This is a genomic window from Tsukamurella sp. 8F, from assembly GCF_029167375.1.
GTDB lineage: Bacteria > Actinomycetota > Actinomycetes > Mycobacteriales > Mycobacteriaceae > Tsukamurella.
Genome location: NZ_JARFTP010000004.1, coordinates 172,591 through 193,065, shown reverse-complemented (window position 1 = coordinate 193,065; position 20,475 = coordinate 172,591). Strand labels below are relative to the sequence as shown.

The 20,475-nt window shown below is 70.1% G+C and carries 19 protein-coding genes; 7 read left to right on the top strand and 12 right to left on the bottom strand.

Features of this window, described 5'->3' with window-relative positions:
* The first annotated feature begins 36 nt into the window (after positions 1 to 36).
* Both P0W64_RS04755 and P0W64_RS04750 read left to right on the top strand, forming a co-directional pair.
* Positions 37 to 438 (top strand): helix-turn-helix domain-containing protein, encoded by a 402-nt coding sequence (locus tag P0W64_RS04755; RefSeq protein WP_275478918.1) that lies wholly within the window; start codon positions 37 to 39, stop codon positions 436 to 438.
* Positions 439 to 522: 84 nt separating this feature from the next.
* The gene (locus P0W64_RS04750; RefSeq protein WP_275478917.1) at positions 523 to 1,173 is read left to right on the top strand and encodes an amino acid-binding protein; all 651 of its coding nucleotides are present in this window, start codon (positions 523 to 525) and stop codon (positions 1,171 to 1,173) included.
* A gap of 73 nt (positions 1,174 to 1,246) precedes the next feature.
* Here P0W64_RS04750 and P0W64_RS04745 read toward each other — a convergent pair whose 3' ends face one another.
* From P0W64_RS04745 to ligA, 3 genes are all read right to left on the bottom strand, one after another.
* Positions 1,247 to 2,785: an MFS transporter gene (locus P0W64_RS04745; protein ID WP_275478916.1), complete on the bottom strand. Its 1,539-nt coding sequence runs from the start codon at positions 2,783 to 2,785 to the stop codon at positions 1,247 to 1,249.
* Between the two features lie 82 nt (positions 2,786 to 2,867).
* Positions 2,868 to 4,094 (bottom strand): aminotransferase class V-fold PLP-dependent enzyme, encoded by a 1,227-nt coding sequence (locus P0W64_RS04740; RefSeq protein WP_275478915.1) that lies wholly within the window; start codon positions 4,092 to 4,094, stop codon positions 2,868 to 2,870.
* The gene (gene ligA, locus P0W64_RS04735) at positions 4,091 to 6,190 is read right to left on the bottom strand and encodes an NAD-dependent DNA ligase LigA (RefSeq protein ID WP_275478914.1); all 2,100 of its coding nucleotides are present in this window, start codon (positions 6,188 to 6,190) and stop codon (positions 4,091 to 4,093) included. The genes P0W64_RS04740 and ligA overlap by 4 nt, the downstream gene beginning before the upstream one ends.
* 176 nt (positions 6,191 to 6,366) lie before the next feature.
* On the opposite strand from ligA, the gene P0W64_RS04730 reads away from it, so the two are divergent.
* A complete protein-coding gene (locus P0W64_RS04730) occupies positions 6,367 to 6,789 on the top strand; it encodes an MmcQ/YjbR family DNA-binding protein (RefSeq protein ID WP_275478913.1) in 423 nt (140 codons plus the stop codon).
* Position 6,790: 1 nt separating this feature from the next.
* On the opposite strand, the gene P0W64_RS04725 is transcribed toward P0W64_RS04730, so the two are convergent.
* From P0W64_RS04725 to P0W64_RS04700, 6 genes are all read right to left on the bottom strand, one after another.
* Positions 6,791 to 7,645, bottom strand: a complete 855-nt coding sequence (locus P0W64_RS04725; protein WP_275478912.1) for a TIGR03619 family F420-dependent LLM class oxidoreductase — start codon at positions 7,643 to 7,645, stop codon at positions 6,791 to 6,793.
* A gap of 37 nt (positions 7,646 to 7,682) precedes the next feature.
* Positions 7,683 to 8,981 carry an ammonium transporter gene (locus P0W64_RS04720; protein ID WP_275478911.1) on the bottom strand — a complete coding sequence of 433 codons (1,299 nt, stop codon included), beginning with the start codon at positions 8,979 to 8,981 and terminating at the stop codon, positions 7,683 to 7,685.
* A 96-nt stretch (positions 8,982 to 9,077) separates the two neighbouring features.
* Positions 9,078 to 9,605, bottom strand: a complete 528-nt coding sequence (locus P0W64_RS04715; protein ID WP_275478910.1) for a hypothetical protein — start codon at positions 9,603 to 9,605, stop codon at positions 9,078 to 9,080.
* A gap of 82 nt (positions 9,606 to 9,687) precedes the next feature.
* A complete protein-coding gene (locus P0W64_RS04710; RefSeq protein WP_275478909.1) occupies positions 9,688 to 10,695 on the bottom strand; it encodes a methionine synthase in 1,008 nt (335 codons plus the stop codon).
* Complete coding sequence (gene mnmA, locus P0W64_RS04705; RefSeq protein ID WP_275478908.1) at positions 10,688 to 11,782, bottom strand: tRNA 2-thiouridine(34) synthase MnmA; 1,095 nt, start codon at positions 11,780 to 11,782, stop codon at positions 10,688 to 10,690. Before mnmA ends, P0W64_RS04710 begins: the two co-directional genes overlap by 8 nt.
* Positions 11,783 to 12,991 carry a cysteine desulfurase family protein gene (locus tag P0W64_RS04700; RefSeq protein WP_275478907.1) on the bottom strand — a complete coding sequence of 403 codons (1,209 nt, stop codon included), beginning with the start codon at positions 12,989 to 12,991 and terminating at the stop codon, positions 11,783 to 11,785.
* 79 nt (positions 12,992 to 13,070) lie between these two features.
* Here P0W64_RS04700 and P0W64_RS04695 point away from each other — a divergent pair, with 79 nt between their 5' ends.
* A complete protein-coding gene (locus P0W64_RS04695) occupies positions 13,071 to 13,802 on the top strand; it encodes an NAD(P)H-binding protein (protein WP_275478906.1) in 732 nt (243 codons plus the stop codon).
* A gap of 60 nt (positions 13,803 to 13,862) precedes the next feature.
* On the opposite strand, the gene P0W64_RS04690 is transcribed toward P0W64_RS04695, so the two are convergent.
* The 3 genes from P0W64_RS04690 to P0W64_RS04680 form a co-directional block, all read right to left on the bottom strand.
* Positions 13,863 to 14,723: a hypothetical protein gene (locus P0W64_RS04690; protein WP_275478905.1), complete on the bottom strand. Its 861-nt coding sequence runs from the start codon at positions 14,721 to 14,723 to the stop codon at positions 13,863 to 13,865.
* A 156-nt stretch (positions 14,724 to 14,879) separates the two neighbouring features.
* Positions 14,880 to 15,836, bottom strand: a complete 957-nt coding sequence (locus tag P0W64_RS04685; RefSeq protein WP_275478904.1) for an electron transfer flavoprotein subunit alpha/FixB family protein — start codon at positions 15,834 to 15,836, stop codon at positions 14,880 to 14,882.
* Positions 15,837 to 15,876: 40 nt separating this feature from the next.
* Positions 15,877 to 16,656 carry an electron transfer flavoprotein subunit beta/FixA family protein gene (locus P0W64_RS04680; RefSeq protein ID WP_275478903.1) on the bottom strand — a complete coding sequence of 260 codons (780 nt, stop codon included), beginning with the start codon at positions 16,654 to 16,656 and terminating at the stop codon, positions 15,877 to 15,879.
* A 204-nt stretch (positions 16,657 to 16,860) separates the two neighbouring features.
* Here P0W64_RS04680 and P0W64_RS04675 point away from each other — a divergent pair, with 204 nt between their 5' ends.
* From P0W64_RS04675 to P0W64_RS04665, 3 genes are read left to right on the top strand one after another with little or no spacing between them, the layout of a single operon-like run.
* Positions 16,861 to 17,607 carry a class I SAM-dependent methyltransferase gene (locus P0W64_RS04675; RefSeq protein ID WP_275478902.1) on the top strand — a complete coding sequence of 249 codons (747 nt, stop codon included), beginning with the start codon at positions 16,861 to 16,863 and terminating at the stop codon, positions 17,605 to 17,607.
* Between the two features lie 20 nt (positions 17,608 to 17,627).
* On the top strand, positions 17,628 to 19,124 hold the full coding sequence (locus P0W64_RS04670) for a glycoside hydrolase family 57 protein (protein ID WP_275478976.1): 1,497 nt from the start codon (positions 17,628 to 17,630) through the stop codon (positions 19,122 to 19,124).
* On the top strand, positions 19,121 to 20,431 hold the full coding sequence (locus P0W64_RS04665) for a glycosyltransferase family 4 protein (protein ID WP_275478901.1): 1,311 nt from the start codon (positions 19,121 to 19,123) through the stop codon (positions 20,429 to 20,431). Before P0W64_RS04670 ends, P0W64_RS04665 begins: the two co-directional genes overlap by 4 nt.
* Positions 20,432 to 20,475 lie beyond the last annotated feature (44 nt).

Genomic DNA, 20,475 nt, shown 5'->3' with positions numbered 1-20,475 from the left:
AGGCACTCAAAAGTGCGTAACACACCGGGAGGCACGATGGCGACAGCGACCGCAGCCGAGATCCGCGACGAGCAGAAGCGCGAGTACAACGCCTACCTGCGGCAGTGCCCGAGCCGTGCCCTGCTCGATCAGCTGTCCAACAAGTGGGTGACGTTGGTCATCGCCGCACTTGCGAACGGGCCGAAGCGATACTCCGAGATCGCGCGCATAGTGGCCGGGGTGAGCCAGAAGATGCTCACCCAGACCCTGCGGACGCTCGAACGCGACGGCCTCATACACCGCGAGGTCGAGCCGACGGTGCCGGTCACGGTCACATACTCCCTGACCGACCTGGGCTGGTCGCTGCGTGAGGTGGTGTTGCAACTCAAGGTATGGGCGGAGGCCAACATGCCCGAGGTGGATGCTGCGCGGGTGGCATACGACACGGCGAGCGGCTGAGCGGAGCAGGACGACAACCCGCGTGACCTCGCGTGGATGGTCTCCGTCGGGCTGCACCCGAGACCGGATGCGACAATCGACCGCGTGTCATACCTGCTCCGTGTCCGCCTGACGGATCGCCCCGGCAGCCTGGGGTCCCTCGCCGTCGCCCTCGGCTCCGTGGGCGCCGACATACTCTCGCTGGACGTCGTCGAGCGCGGCCAGGACTTCGTGGTCGACGACCTCGTCGTAGACCTCGGGGAACGCTCCCTCCCGGACACGCTCATCACGGCTGCGGAGGCCCTCGACGGCGTCCGCGTCCAGTCGATCCGCCCGTACGCCGACATGCTCGACACGCATCGCGAGCTCGAGCTCATCGACCACGTCGCGACCGCCGGCCGCGATCAGTTGCAGATGCTCGTCGACCAGGTCCCGCGCACACTCCGCGTCGGCTGGTGCGCGGTCGTAGCGAACACGACGGGGGCGAAGTGGCCGCTGTTCGGCTCGTCCGGACTGCCCGAGACGCCGCCTGCATCGCTCGAATTCCTGCCGCTGCCCGGCCCACTCGCCCTCGACGGTGACGCGGACTGGGTCCCGGCGCCATGGCGCGATATGGACACGACGCTCGCCGGTGCACCGCTCGGCGCGATCGGCAAGGCCGTCATCGTCGGGCGGCCCGGCGGACCCGACTTCCGGCCGTCCGAGGTCGCCCGGCTCGGCTACCTCGCAGGGATCGTCGCGACCGTCCTGAGCTGACGACCGCGCCACCGCCGCGGTTCGCGCCTCCCGCGGCCGTCTGCACCGCCCGCGGCCGCGCGTAGGGCCACGCTCAGGACGGACGGCTGCGGGACGTTGCCGGCGCAGAGCGCCCGGGCAGTGCCGCGAGTCCGACGACGGCCGCCGCGAAGCAGAGCACGGCCACCACGACACATGCGGCCGACAGTCCACCGAGGAACGCGTCCTGGGCGGCGACGACGAGGGACGCGTCCCGACCGGCGACCGTGAATGCGAGCGTGGGTGACTCCGCCGCCGGTCCGGCATGCGGGGTGCCGGCGAACGCGCTGCCCGACAGGCGATCTCCGAAGATCGAGGCGAAGACCGAGCCGATGACCGCGACTCCCAGAGTCGACCCGAGTTCGCGGGTGGCATCGTTGACCGCTGACCCGACACCGGCCCGCGCTGCTGGCAGGACGAGCATGATCGACTCCGTCGCCGGGGTGGAGACGAGCCCGATCCCGGTCCCCATCAGCAGCATCTGCGGGACGATGACACCCCAGTAAGGCGTGGCGGCGCCGAGGGCGCCGGCGATCCAGGCCATCGCGATACCGAAGGACGTCAGGCCGGCCACCACCACAGCGCGCGTGCCGACCCGCGGCGCGAGCAGACCGCCGATCATCGATGCCGCAGCGATCGCGCCGGCAACCGGCAGGATGCGCGCGCCGGTCGACAGCGGGCTGAACTCGCGCAGGACCTGGAAGTACTGGGTGACGAGGAAGATGAATCCGGACAGCGCGAAGAAGGTGACGGCAACGGCACCGCTCGCCGCGCTGAACCGTCTATCGGCGAACAGTGCGACATCGAGCATGGGGTTCGCCGCCCTCCGCTCGACGGCGACGAATACGGCCGCCACCACGACGCATGTCGCGAAACCGAGCAGGCTCTCGGGGCTCGACCAGCCGCGGCCCGGCGCCTCGATGACGGTGTAGACCAGCGCGCCCAGAAGCGCGATCGAGAGCGCAAGCCCGGGGATGTCGAGAGCCGGGACGCCGTCTTCGCGCGATTCCGGGACCACGAGGTACGCCGCGGCAGCGGCGACCACGGCGACCGGAGCCAGGGCCCAGAACACGCTCGCCCAGTAGAAGTGGTTCAGCAGCAGGCCGCCGGTCACCGGACCCGCTGCGACGCCGAGCCCCACGACCGCGCCCCACCCGCCGAGCGCGGCGGCTCGCTGCGCCCGATCCGGGAACGCGTTGGTGATGATCGACAGCGTCGTCGGGAACACGAGCGCCGCGAAAGCACCCATCGCGAAGCGCGCCGCGATCAGCTCGCCCGTGCCATGCGCCATCGCGCCGGCCACGCTCGCGGCCGCGAAACCGAGGAGCCCGACGATCAGCGCGGGCCGACGTCCATACCGGTCGGACAGGCTGCCGAAGGCGAGGACCAGCGCCGCGAACGCCAGGTTGTAGCCGTCCGCGATCCACTGCAGCCCACGGGTGTTCGCGTCCAACTCGGTCGCGATACTCGGTAGCGCGACGTTGACGATGGTGACGTCGAGGTTGATGACCAAGACGGCGACATAGACAGCCGCCAGGACCGCCAGCTTCTTCGAGCCCGCCACCGACGGGACGGACACCCGTGCCTGCCCCATGTCTCACTCCTCCGGCTGCCGATATACAGCTTGAGGATCACATGTAAACTTGACAATATCAAGCTCTACTGTCCGGTGGTCCTCACGGCAACACCTCTGCGATGGTCGCGACGGCGTCGAGAGCTTCGGCGAACGATGTCGAGAGCGGGGCCAACCCCAGCCGGATGCCGTCGGGATTGCGGAAGTCCGGCACGACATCGAGCTCCCAGAGGCGTGCGACGACCTCCCGGAAGCCCGGGTGCGCGAGTGTCACGTGCCCACCGCGACGCTCGTCGTCCCGCGGCGAGACGACCCGGACTCCGCGACCTGCGAGCAGCCGGTCGGCGGCGTCGATCACGAAGCGGCCCAGCAGAATCGACTTGTCGCGGATCGGGACGATCCCCACGCGCTCGATCAAACCGATCGCCTCGGCGAGCGGCACCATCCCCAGGATGGGAGGCGTCCCGGAGATGAAGCGGCGCATGCCGGCCGCAGGCGTGTAATGCAGTCCCATCGCGAACGGATCGGCGTGCCCCATCCACCCCGGAATCGGCTGCACTATCGCGCCCTGCAACCGCCGGGCCACGTAGCCGAAGGCGGGTGCGCCCGGACCACCGCACAGGAACTTGTAGGTGCAACCCACGGCCAGATCGACCCCGGCGGCGTCGAGTTGCACGTCGAGCACGCCCGCCGAGTGGCACAGATCCCAGAGGACTAGCGCCCCATGACTGTGCGCGAGTTCCGTGACAGCCGCCAGGTCCGCGACGAAACCCGACTTGTAGGACACGTGGCTCAGTAGCACGACCGCGACGTCCGGCCCCAGCGCTGCAGCGACATCGTCGGCGGTCACCCCCGCGGCGGGGTCGGGGTCGATCCACCGCACCGTCAGGCCTGCCTCGGCGGCGACGCCGTCCACGACGTAACGATCCGTGGGGAAGTTCTCCCGGTCGGCGACCACGACGTCCCGCCCACGCGGGGCCGCACCCACCGCGGCCCGCAGAAGCTTGTAGAGCATGACGGTCGTCGAGTCGGCTACCACGGTCTGCCCGGGGGCGGCACCGAGCACCGACGCTCCCAGCCGGTCGCCGAGCACCAGCGGCATCTCGAACCACTGCTCGTCCCAACTCCGGATCAGGCGGGTGCCCCACGATCCGTCCACGAGGTCGGCGAGGGCCGGCCCGGCCGCACGAACAGGCCGCCCGAGGGAGTTGCCGTCGAGGTACGCGCGCACGCCACCGGCGAACTCGGCTCGACACCAGGCGAGCGGATCGGCTGCGTCGAGTTCCGCCGCGCGCGATCGCAGCTCGGCGAGGGCATCGGAGCCGGTCACCCGTCATCGCCGTCCGGCAGCACGGATTCGGGGCCCTCGGCGAGCAGCTTCGTGAAACCGTCCTCGTCGAGGACCGGCACGCCGAGCTGCTCGGCCTTGTCTGCCTTGGAACCGGGAGCGTCGCCGACAACGACGAACGCGGTCTTCTTCGAGACGCTGCCCGCGGCCTTGCCGCCACGGGCGAGGATCGCCTCCTTCGCCTCGTCGCGCGAGTAGCCCACCAGCGAGCCGGTGACCACGATCGACATCCCCTCGAGCGTGCGGCCTATCGACTCGTCGCGCTCGTCCTCGAGGGAGACGCCTGCGGCGCGCCATTTGTCGACGATCTCGCGGTGCCACGCTGCGCCGAACCATTCGATGACGGCGTCGGCGATCGTGCCGCCGACGCCGTCGGCACGCGCGAGATCCTCCGCGGACGCCGTGGCGATCGCATCGAGGCTGCCGAACTCCCGCGCCAGCGCTCGCGCGGCGGTAGGGCCGACGTGCCGGATGGACAGCGCGACCAGCACCCGCCACAGCGGCTTCCGCTTGGCCACTTCCAGATTCGCGAGGAGACGCTGCGCGTTGGCGGACAGGGCCCCGTCGTCGTTGCGGAACAGCGCCACCTGCGCGAGCTCGGTCGAGGTGAGCGAGAAGACGTCGCCCTCGTTATGCAGCACGTCCGACGCGGTGAGCGCGGAAGCCGCCTCATACCCGAGTCCCTCGATGTCGAACGCGGCACGGCTCGCGAGGTAGAAGAGGCGCTCACGCAGCTGCGCGGGGCAGGACTCGGTGTTGGGACAACGGATGTCCGCGTCACCCTCCTTGGACGGGGCCAGCGCCGTGCCGCACTCCGGGCACTGCGTGGGCATCACGAACGCCTGCTCGCTGCCGTCGCGCAGCTCGACGACCGGGCCGAGCACCTCGGGGATGACGTCGCCCGCCTTACGAATGGTGATGGTGTCGCCGATCAGCACGCCCTTGCGCTCCACCTCCGAAGCGTTGTGTAGCGTCGCGAACTCGACGGTCGACCCGGCGACGGTGACCGGCGCCATGTAGGCGTACGGCGTCACGCGCCCGGTCCGGCCGACGTTGACGCGGATCTCCAGGAGCTTGGTGGTGACCTCCTCCGGGGGATACTTGTACGCGATCGCCCAGCGCGGAGCCCGGGAGGTGGAGCCGAGGCGCCGCTGGAGCGCGATCCGGTCCACCTTGACGACCAGTCCGTCGATCTCGTGCTCCGGATCGTGACGGTGCTCGCCCCAATAGAGGACGCGGTCCACGATCGCGTCAGCGCCCGTGACCTTCTTGGTGTGCGCCGACACCGGCAGCCCCCACTCGCCGAGGGCCAGGTACGCCTCGTGCAGCGACGACGGCGCCCACTCCCCGTCTATGCGCCCCAACCCGTGGCAGATCATCCCCAGCCGACGACGAGCGGTGATCTGTGGATTCTTCTGCCGCAGGGAGCCAGCCGCAGAGTTGCGCGGGTTGGCGAACGGCGGCTTACCCTCGGCTACGAGGCCCGCGTTGAGCTCCTCGAAATCCGAGAGCCGGAAGAACACCTCGCCGCGCACCTCGAGCACGCGCGGGATCGGGTAACCCTCGACCTCGGTGAGCCGGTGCGGCACATCCCGCAACGTCTTCGCGTTGAGCGTCACGTCCTCGCCCGTGCGCCCGTCGCCCCGCGTCGCCCCGCGCACCAGCACCCCGTCCTCGTACACCAGGTTGAGCGCGACGCCGTCGATCTTGAGCTCGGTGAGGAACTCGACGTCCGAACCCACCTCCTTGGCCACGCGCGTGACCCAGTCCCTCAGCTCGCCCTCGTCGAAGACGTTGTCCAGCGACATCATCCGCTCGAGGTGGTCGACGGCCGTGAACTCGGTGGAGAACCCTCCACCGACCAGCTTGGTGGGTGAGTCCGCAGCTGCCAGCTCGGGAAGAGCCCGCTCCATCTCCTCCAGCCGCCGCAGGAGCGCATCGAACTCGCCGTCCGAGACGATCGGGGCGTCCTGGACGTAGTAGCGGAACTGGTGCCCGCGCACCTCGTCCGCGAGTTCCGCCCACGCCCGGCGGTCATCGTCGGTCGCCTGCTCGCCCTGCGCATACTCGTCGGTCATGCGCACGAGATTAGTCGAGGCCACCGACATGTCTCCCCGCCGCGGACGAACCACTCTCGCCGCCACGGCCTTCGGTGCAGGCAGGGGCGTAGCGCGGAAAGCGGGTACCGAGTTGAAAGCCCGACTAAGCTGGCGCAACGTGGACGCCCGCTGAACCGAACGTAAGGCCCCGAACCGTGCCTCACCCGATCATGTACCGCGACGACGATCCGTACCTCGTCCGCCTGCGCACGGTTGCGCTTGCATTCCCCGATGCCATCGAGAAGGTCGCGCACGGAAGGCCTACCTTCCGATGCGGCAAGATATTCGGGATGTACGGCGGCGGTACGAAGCGGACCGATACGGCGGCGGCCCGACGTGTGGACGAGTGCGTCCTGTTCAAGCCCGACGAGTCGGACTCGATTGCGCTGCAGCAGGACCCGCGCTTCTTCGTGCCCGCGTACGTGGGCGCGTACGGCTGGCTCGGCCTCGACCTGACGGTGGCCGATGTGGACTGGGGCGAGGTCGCGGAGCTGCCGGACGCGAGCTTCCGGCAGTTCGCCCCGAAGCGCGCGGTCGCCCGCCTCGACGGCGGGGAGGGCCCGGCAGAGCTCTCCTGACCTAGGGCACCTCGGCCCAGGGCCGGACGGCGTCCGCGAGACGACCGAGGTATTCGGTTGCAGCCGACACACTCTCGTCGACGGCAGGGTAAAGCACCAGGTCGACCCCCGCCTCGTCCCAGCGCGCCAGCCGGTCCAGGGCCGGGACACCGTCGAGGGCGACGACATAGGGGCTGCCATCGCGCTCCTCCTCGGCCCACAGCTGCTGCAGTCGTAGGCATGCGGCAGCGATGCCGCGATCCCGGGGCGTCGTGATCCAGCCGCGCGCGTTGCGCGCGATCCATCGGAAGTTCTTATCCGTTCCGCCCGCGCCGAGCAGCGTCGGGAGCGGACCGATCGGCTTCGGCCACGCCCAACTGGGCCCGAACCGAACTAACTCGCCATCATAGGCGGCCACATCGTCCGTCCAGAGCGCACGCATCGCCTCCAGATACTCGCGCAGCATCGTCCGCCGGCGCCCCGCCGGCACACCGTGGTCCCCCAGTTCGTCTGTGTTCCAGCCGAATCCGACGCCGAGCGTCACGCGGCCGCCCGATATGTGATCGACGGTGGCGACCGCCTTCGCGAGCGTGATGGGGTCCGACTGCACCGGTAGCGCCACGGCGGTGCCGAGCGCGACGCGGGAGGTCACCGCCGCTGCCGCCGCCAGCGACGCCCATGGATCGAGCGTGCGCATGTAGCGGTCGTCAGGGAGTTCGGGCCCACCGGTCCCCGGATGAGCGGCGTCGCGTCGCACCGGGATGTGGCCGTGCTCCGGCACGTAGTAGGCCGCGAGCTCTGCGGACTCGACGAGCGGGGCGAGCGCAGCGGGCCCGATCCCGCGATCACTGGTGAAGTGGACGATCCCTATCTGCACAGATCACACTGTAGAACACGTTCTCGTCCTGCGGGTGTCACCGGCCGAGATCGACGCGCCCGCCCCGAGCCACGTGGAAGTCGTACGCCGACTCGGCGTGCTCGGCGTCGTCGATACCGTCCATCTCGTGCTGGGGATGCGCGCGCAGGCCCAGCGTGAATTTCAGCGCGAACGCGATCACGGCCGTGACCGCAGCCGAGTACCCGAGCACCGCGAGGACGGCGACGGCCTGCCGCCACAGTTGGTCCACGCCACCGCCGTACAGGAGTCCCGCCACCCCCGTCGGCGCCGCCTTGCTGCCGACGATGCCGATCATCAGGGTGCCGACCACGCCGCTGACGAGGTGCACACCGACCACGTCGAGAGAGTCGTCGTAGCCCCACTTGTACTTGAGCTCGATCGCGTACGAGCTCACCGCGCCGGCGATCGCGCCGATGGCGAGCGCACCGATCGGCGTCACCGACGCACACGACGGCGTGATCGCGACAAGCCCGGCGACGACACCCGACGCGGCGCCGAACGAAGTGGGACGGCCGTGCCGCACGCGCTCGACCGTCAGCCAGGTGACGATCGACATCGCCCCCGCCCCGAGGGTGTTCGCGGCGACGACGGCGGCGCTGCCGTCAGCCGCTAGGGCCGAACCCGCGTTGAAGCCGAACCACCCGAACCACAATAGACCCGCGCCGAGCATGACGAACGGCAGGTTGTGCGGACGCATCGGATCGCGTGGCCAGCCACGGCGCCTGCCCAGGATCAGCGCCATCATCAGGGCCGCCGCACCCGAGTTGATCTCGACCGCGGTGCCGCCCGCGTAGTCGATCGCTTTCAGATGCGAGACGATCCACCCCCCGTGTTCCGCCGTGAGCCCTGGTGCCGCGAACACCCAGTGCGCCACCGGGAAGTAGACGAGGACACACCAGAAGCCCGCGAACAGCAGCCACGACGTGAACCGCATACGGTCCGCGACCGCGCCCGCGATGAGCGCGACGGTGACCATGGCGAAACCGGCCTGGAAGAACACGAACGCCATGGCCGGGACCGTGCCGACCAGCGGCAGCGTGCCGTGCACGGAGAACAGGCCATGCAGCCCCAGCCACGTGAACGGGTTGCCGAACAGCCCGGCGACGTCGGGCCCGAACGCCAGCGAGTAGCCGGACACGACCCACAGCACCCACACGATCGGGATAGCCGTGAGGCACATCATCATCATGTTGAGCACGCTCTTCGAGCGCACCATACCGCCGTAGAACAAGCCCAGCGCCGGCGTCATCAGCAGCACCATGGCCGCAGCCGCCAGTACCCACGCGGTGTCCGCGCCGTTCAGGACTCCATGCACGGGTCCACCTCTCGGAAGAAAAGAATCGCCGGGAAGTGTATTCCCTGCGCACGGCGCCGCGTCCGAGGGCGCCGCACGTAGGTCCGTTTCGCCGGGCTAGAGCCCCGGACCCTCCGCGCGCAGGTCGTCTACCGTCGTCATCGCCTCACGCAGCTTCGCGAGCCACTCGTCGGCGTGCTCGCCGACGAGCCGCACGCACCACGCGAGCGCGTCGGCACGCGAGCGTGCGACGCCCGCATCGACAAGAGTGTCCAGCACCAGCCGATCCGGCTGCCTCAGCCTGGTCATCACGGGGACCGCCTGATGCGTGAACAGCATTCGCTCACCACCGGCCTCGACGCCCCACGAGACCCGCCTGCCGTAACGCTCCTGGGCCTCGTCGGCGATGCGCATGCGGTCGTGGCGCGTCTCCTCGCGGAACCGCGCGGCCCGGCCCTCGGCCTGCGCGGCCTTCTGGTCCGCGTCCGGCAGGCGTCCGACGACCACGACCTCGTCGCGGTCGACGGTGACCTGAGGCGGCCCGTCGAACCATCCGTCCGGGAGCCTCCCGACGAACCAGTCGCCCGCATCGGACGCGTCGGGCAGGGGCCCGCGCTGCCAACCGGCTGCTCGTCTGCTGTTCATGTCTGCCTCCTCGATCGAGGTGATTACATGATTACAGTGTTACTCCGATAACAACGGGCTGTCGAGGACACGGTTCTGGTACTCAGAGCGCAGCAGGGTCGGCGTACAGCGCTTCGGCCGCACGGGTCGCGAGCGCGAGCGCCGGCCTGACGTACGCATCCGGCGCGCCCGCGAGACCGCACGCGGGCGATACGACCGTGCGCGCGAAGGCGGCGCGGGGCAGACCGACGGCGTCGTACAGCCGCACTGCGGGCTCGAGCACCGTCTCGAGCACGGGTGCCCGCCCGGCCGGGACGGCCGGCACCAGGCCGAGTGCGAGCAGCCGGCTGGACTCGACGAACTCGCCGATCCCGTCGTAGTCGCGTTCGCTGAGGCGCGTTACGTCGACGCAGACGCCGTCTACGTGCGTGCCACGGACCACCGCCCAGTCGACGTCGCCGCACACGTGCAGCAGCGTCGTCTCTAGGCCGTCCACCACGCGGTTGAGCAGATCCGTCGCATCCGGCACGGGCAGAGCCGGGATGGGATCGAGCCGGGTCAGTGCGGGGATCCGGCCGGTCAGGACGGTGCCGAGCATGGGTTCGTCGAGCTGCACGACGACGCTGGCCCCGCACCGCCCAGCAACGTCTGCGGCGTACCCCCGCAGCCCCTCCGCGAGCGACTCGGCGATGTCGCGACGTGCCCCCGGGTCGCGTGCGGCGCGATGCCCGTTCACGAGCTCCAGGGACGCGGCGAGAGTCAGCGGGCCCGCCGCCTGCACCTTGACGACGCGGCCGGTGCCACGCAGACCCGCCACCTCGTACGCCTCCTCGAACGCGTCGACGTCACGGCGCAGCAGGTCCGAGGCCTTCTGTCCGACAGCACCTTTCGGCCCGCCTATCCGGTAGCCGGTGGTCGACACGTCGAGCGGGACGTCGACGAGCAGCCCCGCCCCGCGCCCGATCATGTCGGCGCCCAGTCCGCGCGCGGGCAGCTCGGGAACATAGGGCAACGCCACCTCGCCGACCACGATCTCCGCCGCCGCGCGGGGATCGGTACCCGGGTGCGAGCCGATACCGGTTGCTGCCCCGGCCAGGTCGAGATCAGGCATGGACCACCGAGTCGGTCGCACTGATGGTGCCCGATCCCAGTACGAGGTCGCCCCGTTCGGCGTCCGGAAGATACAGCACGGCGGCCTGCCCGCGGGCGACACCGCGTAGCGGTTCCGCGAGGTCCATGACGATCGTGTCGCCCTCGGCGCGCGCGGTCACCGGCGCCAGGCCGCCGTGCGCGCGTACCTGCACCATCGCCTCCACCGAGCCCGACGGTGCGCTCCCGGCGGTCCACACGGCTCCGTCGGCGACGATGCGGGTGACCTCCAGCCGCTCCGCCCGTCCGACCTCGACGGTGCCGGACTCCGCGTCGATCGAGGTGACGTACCGGGGCTGTCCGTCGCGCGCCGGGCCGGGCAGCCCGAGGCCCTTACGCTGCCCGACGGTGAACTCGTGCACTCCCCCGTGCTCGGCGAGCCGCTCACCGGTATCCGCGTCGACGACCGCCCCCGGCCGCATCCCGATCCGCGCACCCAGGAACGCCTGGGTATCGCCGGAGGGGATGAAGCAGATGTCGTGGCTGTCGGGTTTCTCGGCGACCGCGAGCCCACGCTCGGCGGCCTCGGCGCGGATCAGCGGCTTCGGCGTGTCCCCGACCGGGAACATCGCGCGCGTGAGCTGGTCAGCGGTCAGCACCCCGAGAACGTAGGACTGGTCCTTATCGGCGTCGACGGCGCGGCGCAGCTCGCCGCCGGACAGCCGCGCGTAGTGACCCGTCGCGACGGCATCGAAACCCAGGGCCTGCGCGCGGTCCGCGAGCGCGGAGAACTTGATCTTCTCGTTGCAGCGCAGGCACGGGTTCGGGGTCTCACCCGCGGCATAGCTCGCGACGAAGTCCTCGATGACGTCCTCGCGGAACCGCGCTGCGAAATCCCATACGTAGAAGGGTATTCCGAGCACATCCGCGGCGCGGCGGGCATCGCCCGCGTCCTCCTTGGAGCAGCAGCCCCGCGAGCCGGTGCGCAGCGTTCCAGGTGCTTCGGACAACGCCAGGTGAACACCGACGACATCGTGTCCGGCCTCGACCGCGCGGGCCGCGGCCACCGCCGAGTCGACACCGCCGCTCATCGCCGCCAATATCCGCATCTATCGGCCCTCCGCAACCGTCGTGAGTCCTGCAGCGCGCGCACGGGCGACGACCTGGTCCAACTCCGCGAGCACCGCGTCGATATCCGATTCGGTGGTGTCGTGCCCGAACGAGAACCGCAGGGATCCGCGCGCAGAATCCGCGTCGGCGCCCATCGCCTGGAGCACGTGGCTGGCCTGTGCGACGCCCGCGCTGCACGCGGAGCCCGTGGCGCATTCGATGCCCTTGGCGTCGAGCAGCATGAGCAAGGAGTCGCCCTCGCAACCCGCGAACGATACGTGCGCGATGTTGGGCAGAGCCGGTCCACCGCTCGCGGCGGCGCCGTTGGCGACGGCACCATCGAGGGCCCGGGCGCCCGCCAACAGCCGGTCGCGCAGTGCCGCCTGGCGAGCCGAGTCCACGACGAGGCGCGCCGTCGCGACGCGCAGTGCGGCGGCCATACCCGCGGCGCCCGCGACATTGGGGGTGCCGGACCGCAGATCCCGCTCGTGCCCGCCACCGTGCGCGAGGGGCGTGCACGGCACAGTCCGTCCGATGAGCAGGGCGCCGACGCCCTGTGGGCCGCCGAACTTATGCGCGGCGAGCGTCATGGCGGACAGCCCGCTGGCCTCGAAGTCGACGGCGACGTGCCCTGCCGCCTGCACTGCGTCCGAGTGCATGGGAACGCCTGCGGCGACGCACGCTGCGGCCAGCTCGGCGATGGGTTGCACGGTGCCCACCTCGTTGTTCGCCCACATGACGGTCACTACGGCGACGGTGTCGGCATGCTCGTCGAGCGCCGAACGCAGCACGGCCGGGTCGACGCGCCCGGCACCGTCGACGGGGAGCCAGACGACGCGCGCCCCCTCGTGCACCCGCAGCCAATCGACGGCGTCGAGGACGGCGTGGTGCTCGATCGCCGACGCGATCACCGTGGTGAGTGCCGGGTCCGCGGCCCGGCGTGCCCAGAAGATCCCCTTGACCGCGAGGTTGTCGGCCTCCGTGCCGCCGCCGGTGAGGACGACCTCGGATGGGCGGGCGCCGAGATCACGCGCGATGGACTCACGAGCCTCCTCGAGCAGCCTGCGTGCGCGGCGCCCGGAACCGTGCACCGACGAGGCGTTGCCCGGCCGCGCCGCTGCTTCCGCCATCGCGACGACCGCCTCCGGCACCATCGGGGTGTCGGCGGCGTGGTCGAGGTACACGACGTCGCGCTCGGGCTGCTTCATGATCACACTGGAGGATAACGCCCGACATCCGCACGGACTTCCCATCGGGCATTTAATCAGGATATGTAGTATCCAGGTTATGAGAATCGCCGTCATCGGAGCAACTGGAACCGCGGGCTCGCTCACCACCGCGGCAGCACGACGAGCCGGACACGAGGTCGTCGAGATATCGCGCTCGACCGGGGTGGATCTGCATACCGGCGCCGGGCTGGCTGCGGCGCTCGAGGGAGTGGACGCGGTGATCGACGCCTCCAACGCCTTCCCCACCGATCCCGACCAGGACGTCGTCGAGGCGTTCGCGATCGCCACCAGTCACGTCGTCGCAGCATGTGCCGCAGCCGAGGCCCATCTCGTGCATCTGTCGATCGAGGGAATCGACCTTCCCGACTTCGACGGCTTCGCCTACTACCTGGCGAAGCGCGAGCAGGAACGGATCATCCGCGAGAGCGGTGTCTCCTCGACCATCGTGCGGTCTGCGCAGTGGTTCGAGTTCGCTACCAATCCCGCGGCCGTGTCGTTCACCGATGACCGCGTCACGGTCCAGGACTGGCTGGTGCAGCCGATCGCGGCCGAGACCGTGGCGCGGGTGCTGGTCGACGAGTGCGGCACACGCGGCGCCGCCCGCTCGATCGCCGGCCCCGAGGCGATCGCGCTGCCCGAGCTCACCGCGCGGGTCCTCGCCGCCCACGGCGACGAGCGCCCTGTCGAATCGGTGCCTGCCGCGCTGCCCGGCCTGAGCCGCGGCATCCTGCTGGCACGCGACGGTGCCGAACTCCTCGGCCCGGACCTCGACGCGTGGCTCGCGGCGTGATCGGTTGCAGTAATGGCAGCCGATCCGCCTCGATCCGGCTGCCATTACTGCAACCGGATGTCAGGCGCGCGCGGCCATCGCCGTGCGCACGCGCCGCAGCAACGTCGCACGGTCGTTCGTCAGCGGACCGGCGGTGACAAGCACCAGGTCCCAGCCCAAGTCGTACTGCAGCACGTTCCACCGCTCGACGTCCGCTGCGTGCTGATCCGCGTCGCGGTGGTAGGCGCCGTCGTAGTCGACGCCCACCCTGCGATCCTCGTCGGCCAGATCGAGGCGGTAAGTGCCGCCCAGCACCGGGACCTGCGGGACGAAGGATGTCAGGCCCCCGCGATGCAGGGTCAGACGCGTGAACGTCTCCCACGGCGACTCCGCGCGGCCGTCGGCCTCGGCCAGTACCTGCAGGACCCGGGTGCCACGCCACGGGCGGTGCTCGCGGATGTAACCGGCGATGAGATCTTCGGTCACGTCCGCGCGGTAGCCCCGCCTGCGCCGCAGACACTGGTCCAACGCGGCGATCGCCTCGTCACCCGCTTCGTAACGTGCCAAGTCGATCGCGGTGCGCAGCGCGTTCGTACACGGCAGACCTCGACGAACGGTCGTGTCACCGCTGGGGAGTTCGGCCGCGCGCCGCACGACGCCGGCGCGCCGCATCTGACGCGGCGTCCACACCTCGAGCCGGTCGCGAGAGCCGGCCATCGGATGGTTCAGCAGACGCGCAGCACTCCACCCGCACAGCACGGCCTGCGGGCAGACGGTGACGATCGCCTCGGCCAACTGCTGCCATTCGCCTGAGGCGTGCGGGTCTTCGAGGAGCGGGCCGCGGACGCCGTAGGTGACGCTCCGGAATCGGGTCCGAGCGGAATAGCGTCCCACCTCAGCCACCAGCCGGCCGGTCGCCGTGACCGCATGCACTTCCTCCACATCAGTTAGACGCACCATCCCCGTGCCCGGATCCCTCGAACCGGGGTATGTGCAGTAATGGCAGCCGATCCGCCTCGATCCGGCTGCCATTTCTGCACACGAACGCCGAACCCCCGGCCTCGGGGCGAGGTCGGGGGTTCGGCGTCGAGGTGTCGGCTAGCCCTTGTGGGCCTTGACCGCCTCGGTCAGCTGCGGGGCGACGTCGAACAGGTCACCCACGATGCCGTAGTCGGCGATCTCGAAGATCGGAGCCTCGTCGTCCTTGTTGACGGCGATGATCGTCTTCGAGGTCTGCATGCCGGCGCGGTGCTGGATCGCACCCGAGATGCCCAGCGCGATGTAGAGCTGCGGCGAGACCGTCTTACCGGTCTGGCCGACCTGGAACTGGCCGGGGTAGAAGCCCGAGTCGACCGCGGCACGCGATGCACCCACGGCGGCACCCAGGGAGTCGGCGAGCTCCTCGACCACGGAGAACTTCTCCGCCGAGCCGACACCGCGGCCACCGGAGACGACGATCGACGCCTCCGTCAGCTCCGGGCGGGAGCCGCCCTCGATGGGCTGCTTCGAGGTGATCTTCACCGCGTTCTCGCGAACCTCGGGGAACGTGACGTCGACGATCTCGCCGGCACCGGCGACACCGTCGGCCTCGACCGCACCGGGGCGGAGCGAGTACACCGGCACATCGCCGCCCGCCTGCGCGTCCACGGTGAACGCGCCGCCGAAGATCGAGTGCACACCGGCGCCGCCGGGCTTGACCTCGATGACATCGACGAGCAGGCCCGAACCGAGGTTGTACGCGAGTCGGCCCGACACCTCCTTGCCCTCCACGTTCGCCGCCGTCAGCACGGCCGCAGCGCCCTGGTTCTCCACCAGCTGCTGCAGGACGTCGACCTTAGGCGTCACCAGGTACGACTCGGCGTCGTCGGACTCGGCGCGGTAGATCTTCGCCGCGCCCGCAGCCTTGAGCTGATCCGCCAGCTTGTCGGTGGTGCCGGGTGCGGCGACCACCACCGCCGCCGGCTCACCGAGCACCTTGGCGGCGGTCAGTAGCTCGGCCGTGATCTTCTTGAGCGTCCCGTCGACCTGCTCGACGAGGACCAAAACATCTGCCATGGTCGGTAAATCCTCCTTGGATTACAGGGGTCGAGTGGTCTTAGATGATCTTCTGGCCGATGAGGAACTGCGCGACCTTCTGGCCGCCGTCACCCTCGTCGACGACCTTCTCGCCCGCCTGCTTCGGCGGCTTCGGGGTCACGCCCGTCACCGAGGTGCTCGCGTTCGCGCCGCCAACGTCCGTCGACTCCAGGTTGATGTCCGCGAGGGACAGCACCCGGATCTCCTTCTTCTTCGCGGCCATGATGCCCTTGAACGACGGGAACCGCGGCTCGTTGATCTTCTCGTTCACCGAGACGATCGCAGGCAGCGACGCCTCCAGCTCGAAGATGCCCTCGTCGGTCTCCCGCTCTCCACGCACGGTGTCGCCGTCGACGACCAGCTTGCGCATGTGCGTCAACTGCGGCAGTCCCAGCGCTTCGGCGATGATGGCGGGCACGGCGCCGACTCGGCCGTCCGTGGCCTCGTTACCGGCGATCACCAGGTCCACACCCTCGATCGCTCCGAGCGCGTAGGTCAGGAGCAGACCGGTCTGCACCGCATCCGAACCGCCGATCGCGTCGTCCTGCACGTGTACAGCCCGGTCGGCACCCATCGACAGAGCCTTACGGATCGCGTCGGTGGTCGACGCCGGACCGGCCGTCAGCACGGTGACCTCGCCGCCGTTGGCCTCTTTGATCTTCAATGCCTCCTCGACCGCGCGCTCGTTGATCTCCTCGAGCCACGGATCGATCGACCGATCGATGGTGAAATCGTCGGACAGCTTGCGCTCGGACCCGGGGTCGGGAACCTGCTTGATGAGTACGACAACGTTGGTCATTGGTCTTCGTCGACCCTCCTGCATCTGTGGATACTCTCCAGGGACATTCTCACACCGCACGGCCCGGGCAAAGCAGGGTGGTGCGGCTGACCCGCCGCGTGCCGCCCCACTGCCGGGCACATCGTCTTACCGCAGAGTAAGTTACCAGTTAGTAGCTGTCCAGGCCCGTGTGATCGACGGCGCATGAACGTTAGGCTTCCCAGAATGTGCGAATCGTTGCCCCTCACCGGCGAGCGGACCGTCCCCGGCATCCCCGAGGAGAACTATTGGTTCCGTCGGCACGAGATCGCGTACCTCGCGATCACCGAACGCTATGCGGGAAAGTCCCTGTTGGAGGCGGGTAGCGGCGAGGGTTACGGCGCGGCGATGCTGGCCGGTGCCGGCGCGAACGTGACGGCACTCGACTACGACGAGCAGGCTGTGGCGCACGTCCGCGCCGCCTACCCCCAGGTGCGCATGCTGCACGGCAATCTCGCCGAGCTTCCGTTGCCCGACGACGCCGTCGACGCGGTGGTCAATTTCCAGGTCATCGAACACCTATGGGATCAGTCACAATTCCTGGCCGAGGTCGCCCGCGTGCTGCGCCCGGGCGGCGAACTCGCGATCTCGACGCCCAACCGCGTCACCTTCTCCCCCGGTCGCGACACTCCCCTGAATCCGTTCCATACCCGCGAGCTGAACTCCGACGAGCTCGCCGAGTTGCTCGACGACGTCGGACTCACCGTCACCGAGAAGCTCGGCGTCTTCCATGGATCGCGGCTATGCGACCTCGACGCCCGGCACGGCGGCTCGTTCATCGACGCTCAGATCGAGCGCTCCCTGGCAGGCGAGCCGTGGCCTGACGACCTCTCGCGCGACGTCGCCGATGTGATCGCCGCCGACTTCGACATCCGGGCCGACGCTCCGGACAGCCTCGACCTGCTCTTCTACGCACGCAAGGCCGACGGGTGAGCACATCGCGCGAACCCGGGATGCTGGCTTTCGTCCTGCACTCCCATCTCCCCTGGCTCGCGCACCACGGCGCGTGGCCGGTCGGCGAGGAATGGCTCTACCAGTCGTGGGCAGCGTCGTATCTGCCTGTCGCCGAGATGCTCGGGCGCCTCGCCGACGACGGCCGCGCCGACCAGCTCACCCTCGGCGTCACGCCCGTCCTCGCCGCCCAGCTCGACGATCCCTACTGCCTGCGCGCGATGCATCACTGGCTGGGCAACTGGCAGCTCCGGGCCCACGAGGCCGCGTTGTCGCCGGACCCCGTCGTGCAGGATGTGGGCACGCGCGAGCACCGCGCGTCCGCGCACGCCCTCGAGTTGTTCGAGCGCGACTGGCGCCACGGCGGCAGTCCTGTGCTTCGCGGCCTGGCCGACGCCGGCACCGTCGAGCTGCTCGGCGGGCCGCTCGCGCATCCCTTCCAGCCCCTGCTGCACCCACGACTGCGGGAGTTCGCGTTGCGCGAGGGACTGCGGTACGGGTCCGAGAGGTTCGGCACACGCTCCGGCGGGATCTGGGCGCCCGAATGCGCGTACAAGCCGGGTATGGAGGACGATTACCGGGCCGCCGGGGTGACGCACTTCATGGTCGACGGGCCGACGCTCGGCGGGGACACCGCGCTTGCACGGCCCGTGGGCGGTTCGGGTGTGCTGGCGTTCGGCCGCGACCTCCCGGTCAGCTATCGCGTCTGGTCGCCGCGCTCCGGCTACCCCGGCCACTCCGCGTACCGCGACTTCTACGCGATCGACCACGCGACGGGGCTCAAGCGCAGCCGCGTCACGGGCAAGAAGGTCGCTCAGGACCGCAAGGCTCCCTACGACCCCGAGCGTGCCGACCGCGCGATCGACAGGCATGTAGCGGACTTCGTCGACACGGTGCGCAGGCGGATCCGCGATGAGAGCGCACGCATCGGCCGCGACGCGCTCGTCGTCGCCGCGTTCGACACGGAGCTGTACGGGCACTGGTGGTACGAGGGCCCGATCTGGCTCGAACGCGTGCTGCGCGCCCTACCCGAGGCCGGCGTCGAGGTCGGGACGCTACGTTCCGCGGCGGAACGCGACTACGTCGGCGCCCCTCGCGAGATCCCTTCGAGCTCATGGGGTTCGGGGAAGGACTGGCGGGTCTGGGAAGGGCCACAGGTGCGCGAGTTCACCTCGCTCAACGAGGATCTGACGACCACGGTGCTGCGCGTCCTGGACAAGCGGGACAGCGCGGCGGGACGTGACCGCGTCGCCGATCAACTGCTGGTCGAGGCGCTGCTCGCGCTCCAGAGCGACTGGCCGTTCATGGTCTCCAAGGACACCGCAGCCGGGTACGCCCGCGATCGCGCGTACAAGCACGCACACGCTCTGCGCGAGATCGCGGACGCGGCCGAGCGCGGCGACGAGCACCGGGCGGCGACGCTCGCGACCGCGTGGCGGCACGCCGACAACCCGTTCCCCGGGCTCGACGCCCGGCTCCTGGCAGGAGATCGTGCATGAAGGTTCTGCTCGTGTCGTGGGAGTATCCGCCGGTCGTCGTCGGTGGGCTGGGTCGACACGTACACCACCTCGCGCTCCAACTCACCGCACAGGGGCACGAGGTGGTCGTCCTGTCCCGGCAGCCCACCGGCACGGACCCACAGTCGCATCCGACCTCGGACACCGTCGTCGACGGTGTCCGAGTCATCGCCGCAGCGGAGGATCCCCTGCACCTCGAGTTCGGCACCGACATGATGGCCTGGGTGCTGTCGATGGGTCACTCGATGCTGCGGGCCGGGTTGCGGCTCACGGGCCTCGGGGCGAGCGCAGCGGGTGTGAGCGACCTCGACCGCACGGGGGCCGGTTCGGTGCACCGCCCGTGGGTACCCGACGTGGTACACGCCCACGACTGGCTCGCCGCGCACGCCGCCGTCGGGCTCGCAGAGACCTTCGACGCCCCGCTCGTGTCGACGATCCACGCCACCGAGGCCGGCCGGCACAGCGGATGGGTGTCCGGGCCGGTCAACCGGCAGGTGCACTCGGCGGAGTGGTGGCTCGCGCGGGAGTCGGACGCGGTGATCACGTGCTCGCGCTCGATGTCCGACGAGGTAGCCCGGCTCTTCGGGCCGGGCCTCGCGCAACTGCACACGATCGCCAACGGCATCGACGCGACGCTGTGGCCGGTCCGGCCCGGGCCGCGCGGCACCGATCGTGCGCGCCTGCTGTACGTCGGTCGGCTCGAATACGAGAAGGGCGTGCAGGACCTCATAGCGGCGCTCGCCCGGGTGCGGCGCTCGCACCCGGGCACCACGCTGGCCGTCGCCGGCGACGGGACGCAGGCCGCGTGGCTGCGCGGGGTCGCGCGCGAGCACCGCGTCCTCCGGGCCGTGGACTTCCTCGGTTCCCTGGGCCACGAGGAGCTGATCGCGCTCATGCACACCGCGGATGCGCTGGTGATCCCCAGCCGGTACGAGCCCTTCGGCATCGTCGCGCTCGAGGGGGCCGCTACCGGTGTACCCCTGGTCGCGTCGACGGCGGGCGGGCTCGCCGACTTCGTTCGCACGGGCGAGACAGGGTTGTCCGCCCCGCCTGCCGATGTTCCGGCGCTCACCGCGGCGATCCGGGAGGTGCTCGACGACCCTGCAGCGGCCCGGGCCCGTGCCGTCACGGCGCGAGCCGAGGTCGAGAGCCTCACCTGGGAGGCTGTGGCCCGCGAGACGGCCGCCGTGTACCTCGCCGCCAAGCGACGCCCTCGGGATCCATTGGGACGCAGGATCATCGACGAGCGCCCACTCCCGGAACGGGATCCGACCAATCCGATGGCCTGAGGCTTCCTGCCCGGACGGGCTCCGCAACCGGTCGCTGCGAGCGA

Coding starts and splice junctions, on each gene's coding strand:
- P0W64_RS04685 (WP_275478904.1), bottom strand. CDS start 15,836: ATGGCAGATGTTTTGGTCCTCGTCGAGCAGGTCGACGGGACGCTCAAG.
- P0W64_RS04670 (WP_275478976.1), top strand. CDS start 17,628: ATGCTGGCTTTCGTCCTGCACTCCCATCTCCCCTGGCTCGCGCACCAC.
- P0W64_RS04710 (WP_275478909.1), bottom strand. CDS start 10,695: ATGCCTGATCTCGACCTGGCCGGGGCAGCAACCGGTATCGGCTCGCAC.
- P0W64_RS04695 (WP_275478906.1), top strand. CDS start 13,071: ATGAGAATCGCCGTCATCGGAGCAACTGGAACCGCGGGCTCGCTCACC.
- P0W64_RS04755 (WP_275478918.1), top strand. CDS start 37: ATGGCGACAGCGACCGCAGCCGAGATCCGCGACGAGCAGAAGCGCGAG.
- P0W64_RS04665 (WP_275478901.1), top strand. CDS start 19,121: ATGAAGGTTCTGCTCGTGTCGTGGGAGTATCCGCCGGTCGTCGTCGGT.
- P0W64_RS04680 (WP_275478903.1), bottom strand. CDS start 16,656: ATGACCAACGTTGTCGTACTCATCAAGCAGGTTCCCGACCCCGGGTCC.
- ligA (WP_275478914.1), bottom strand. CDS start 6,190: ATGACCGACGAGTATGCGCAGGGCGAGCAGGCGACCGACGATGACCGC.
- P0W64_RS04715 (WP_275478910.1), bottom strand. CDS start 9,605: ATGAACAGCAGACGAGCAGCCGGTTGGCAGCGCGGGCCCCTGCCCGAC.
- P0W64_RS04675 (WP_275478902.1), top strand. CDS start 16,861: ATGTGCGAATCGTTGCCCCTCACCGGCGAGCGGACCGTCCCCGGCATC.
- P0W64_RS04745 (WP_275478916.1), bottom strand. CDS start 2,785: ATGGGGCAGGCACGGGTGTCCGTCCCGTCGGTGGCGGGCTCGAAGAAG.
- P0W64_RS04700 (WP_275478907.1), bottom strand. CDS start 12,991: ATGAAGCAGCCCGAGCGCGACGTCGTGTACCTCGACCACGCCGCCGAC.
- mnmA (WP_275478908.1), bottom strand. CDS start 11,782: ATGCGGATATTGGCGGCGATGAGCGGCGGTGTCGACTCGGCGGTGGCC.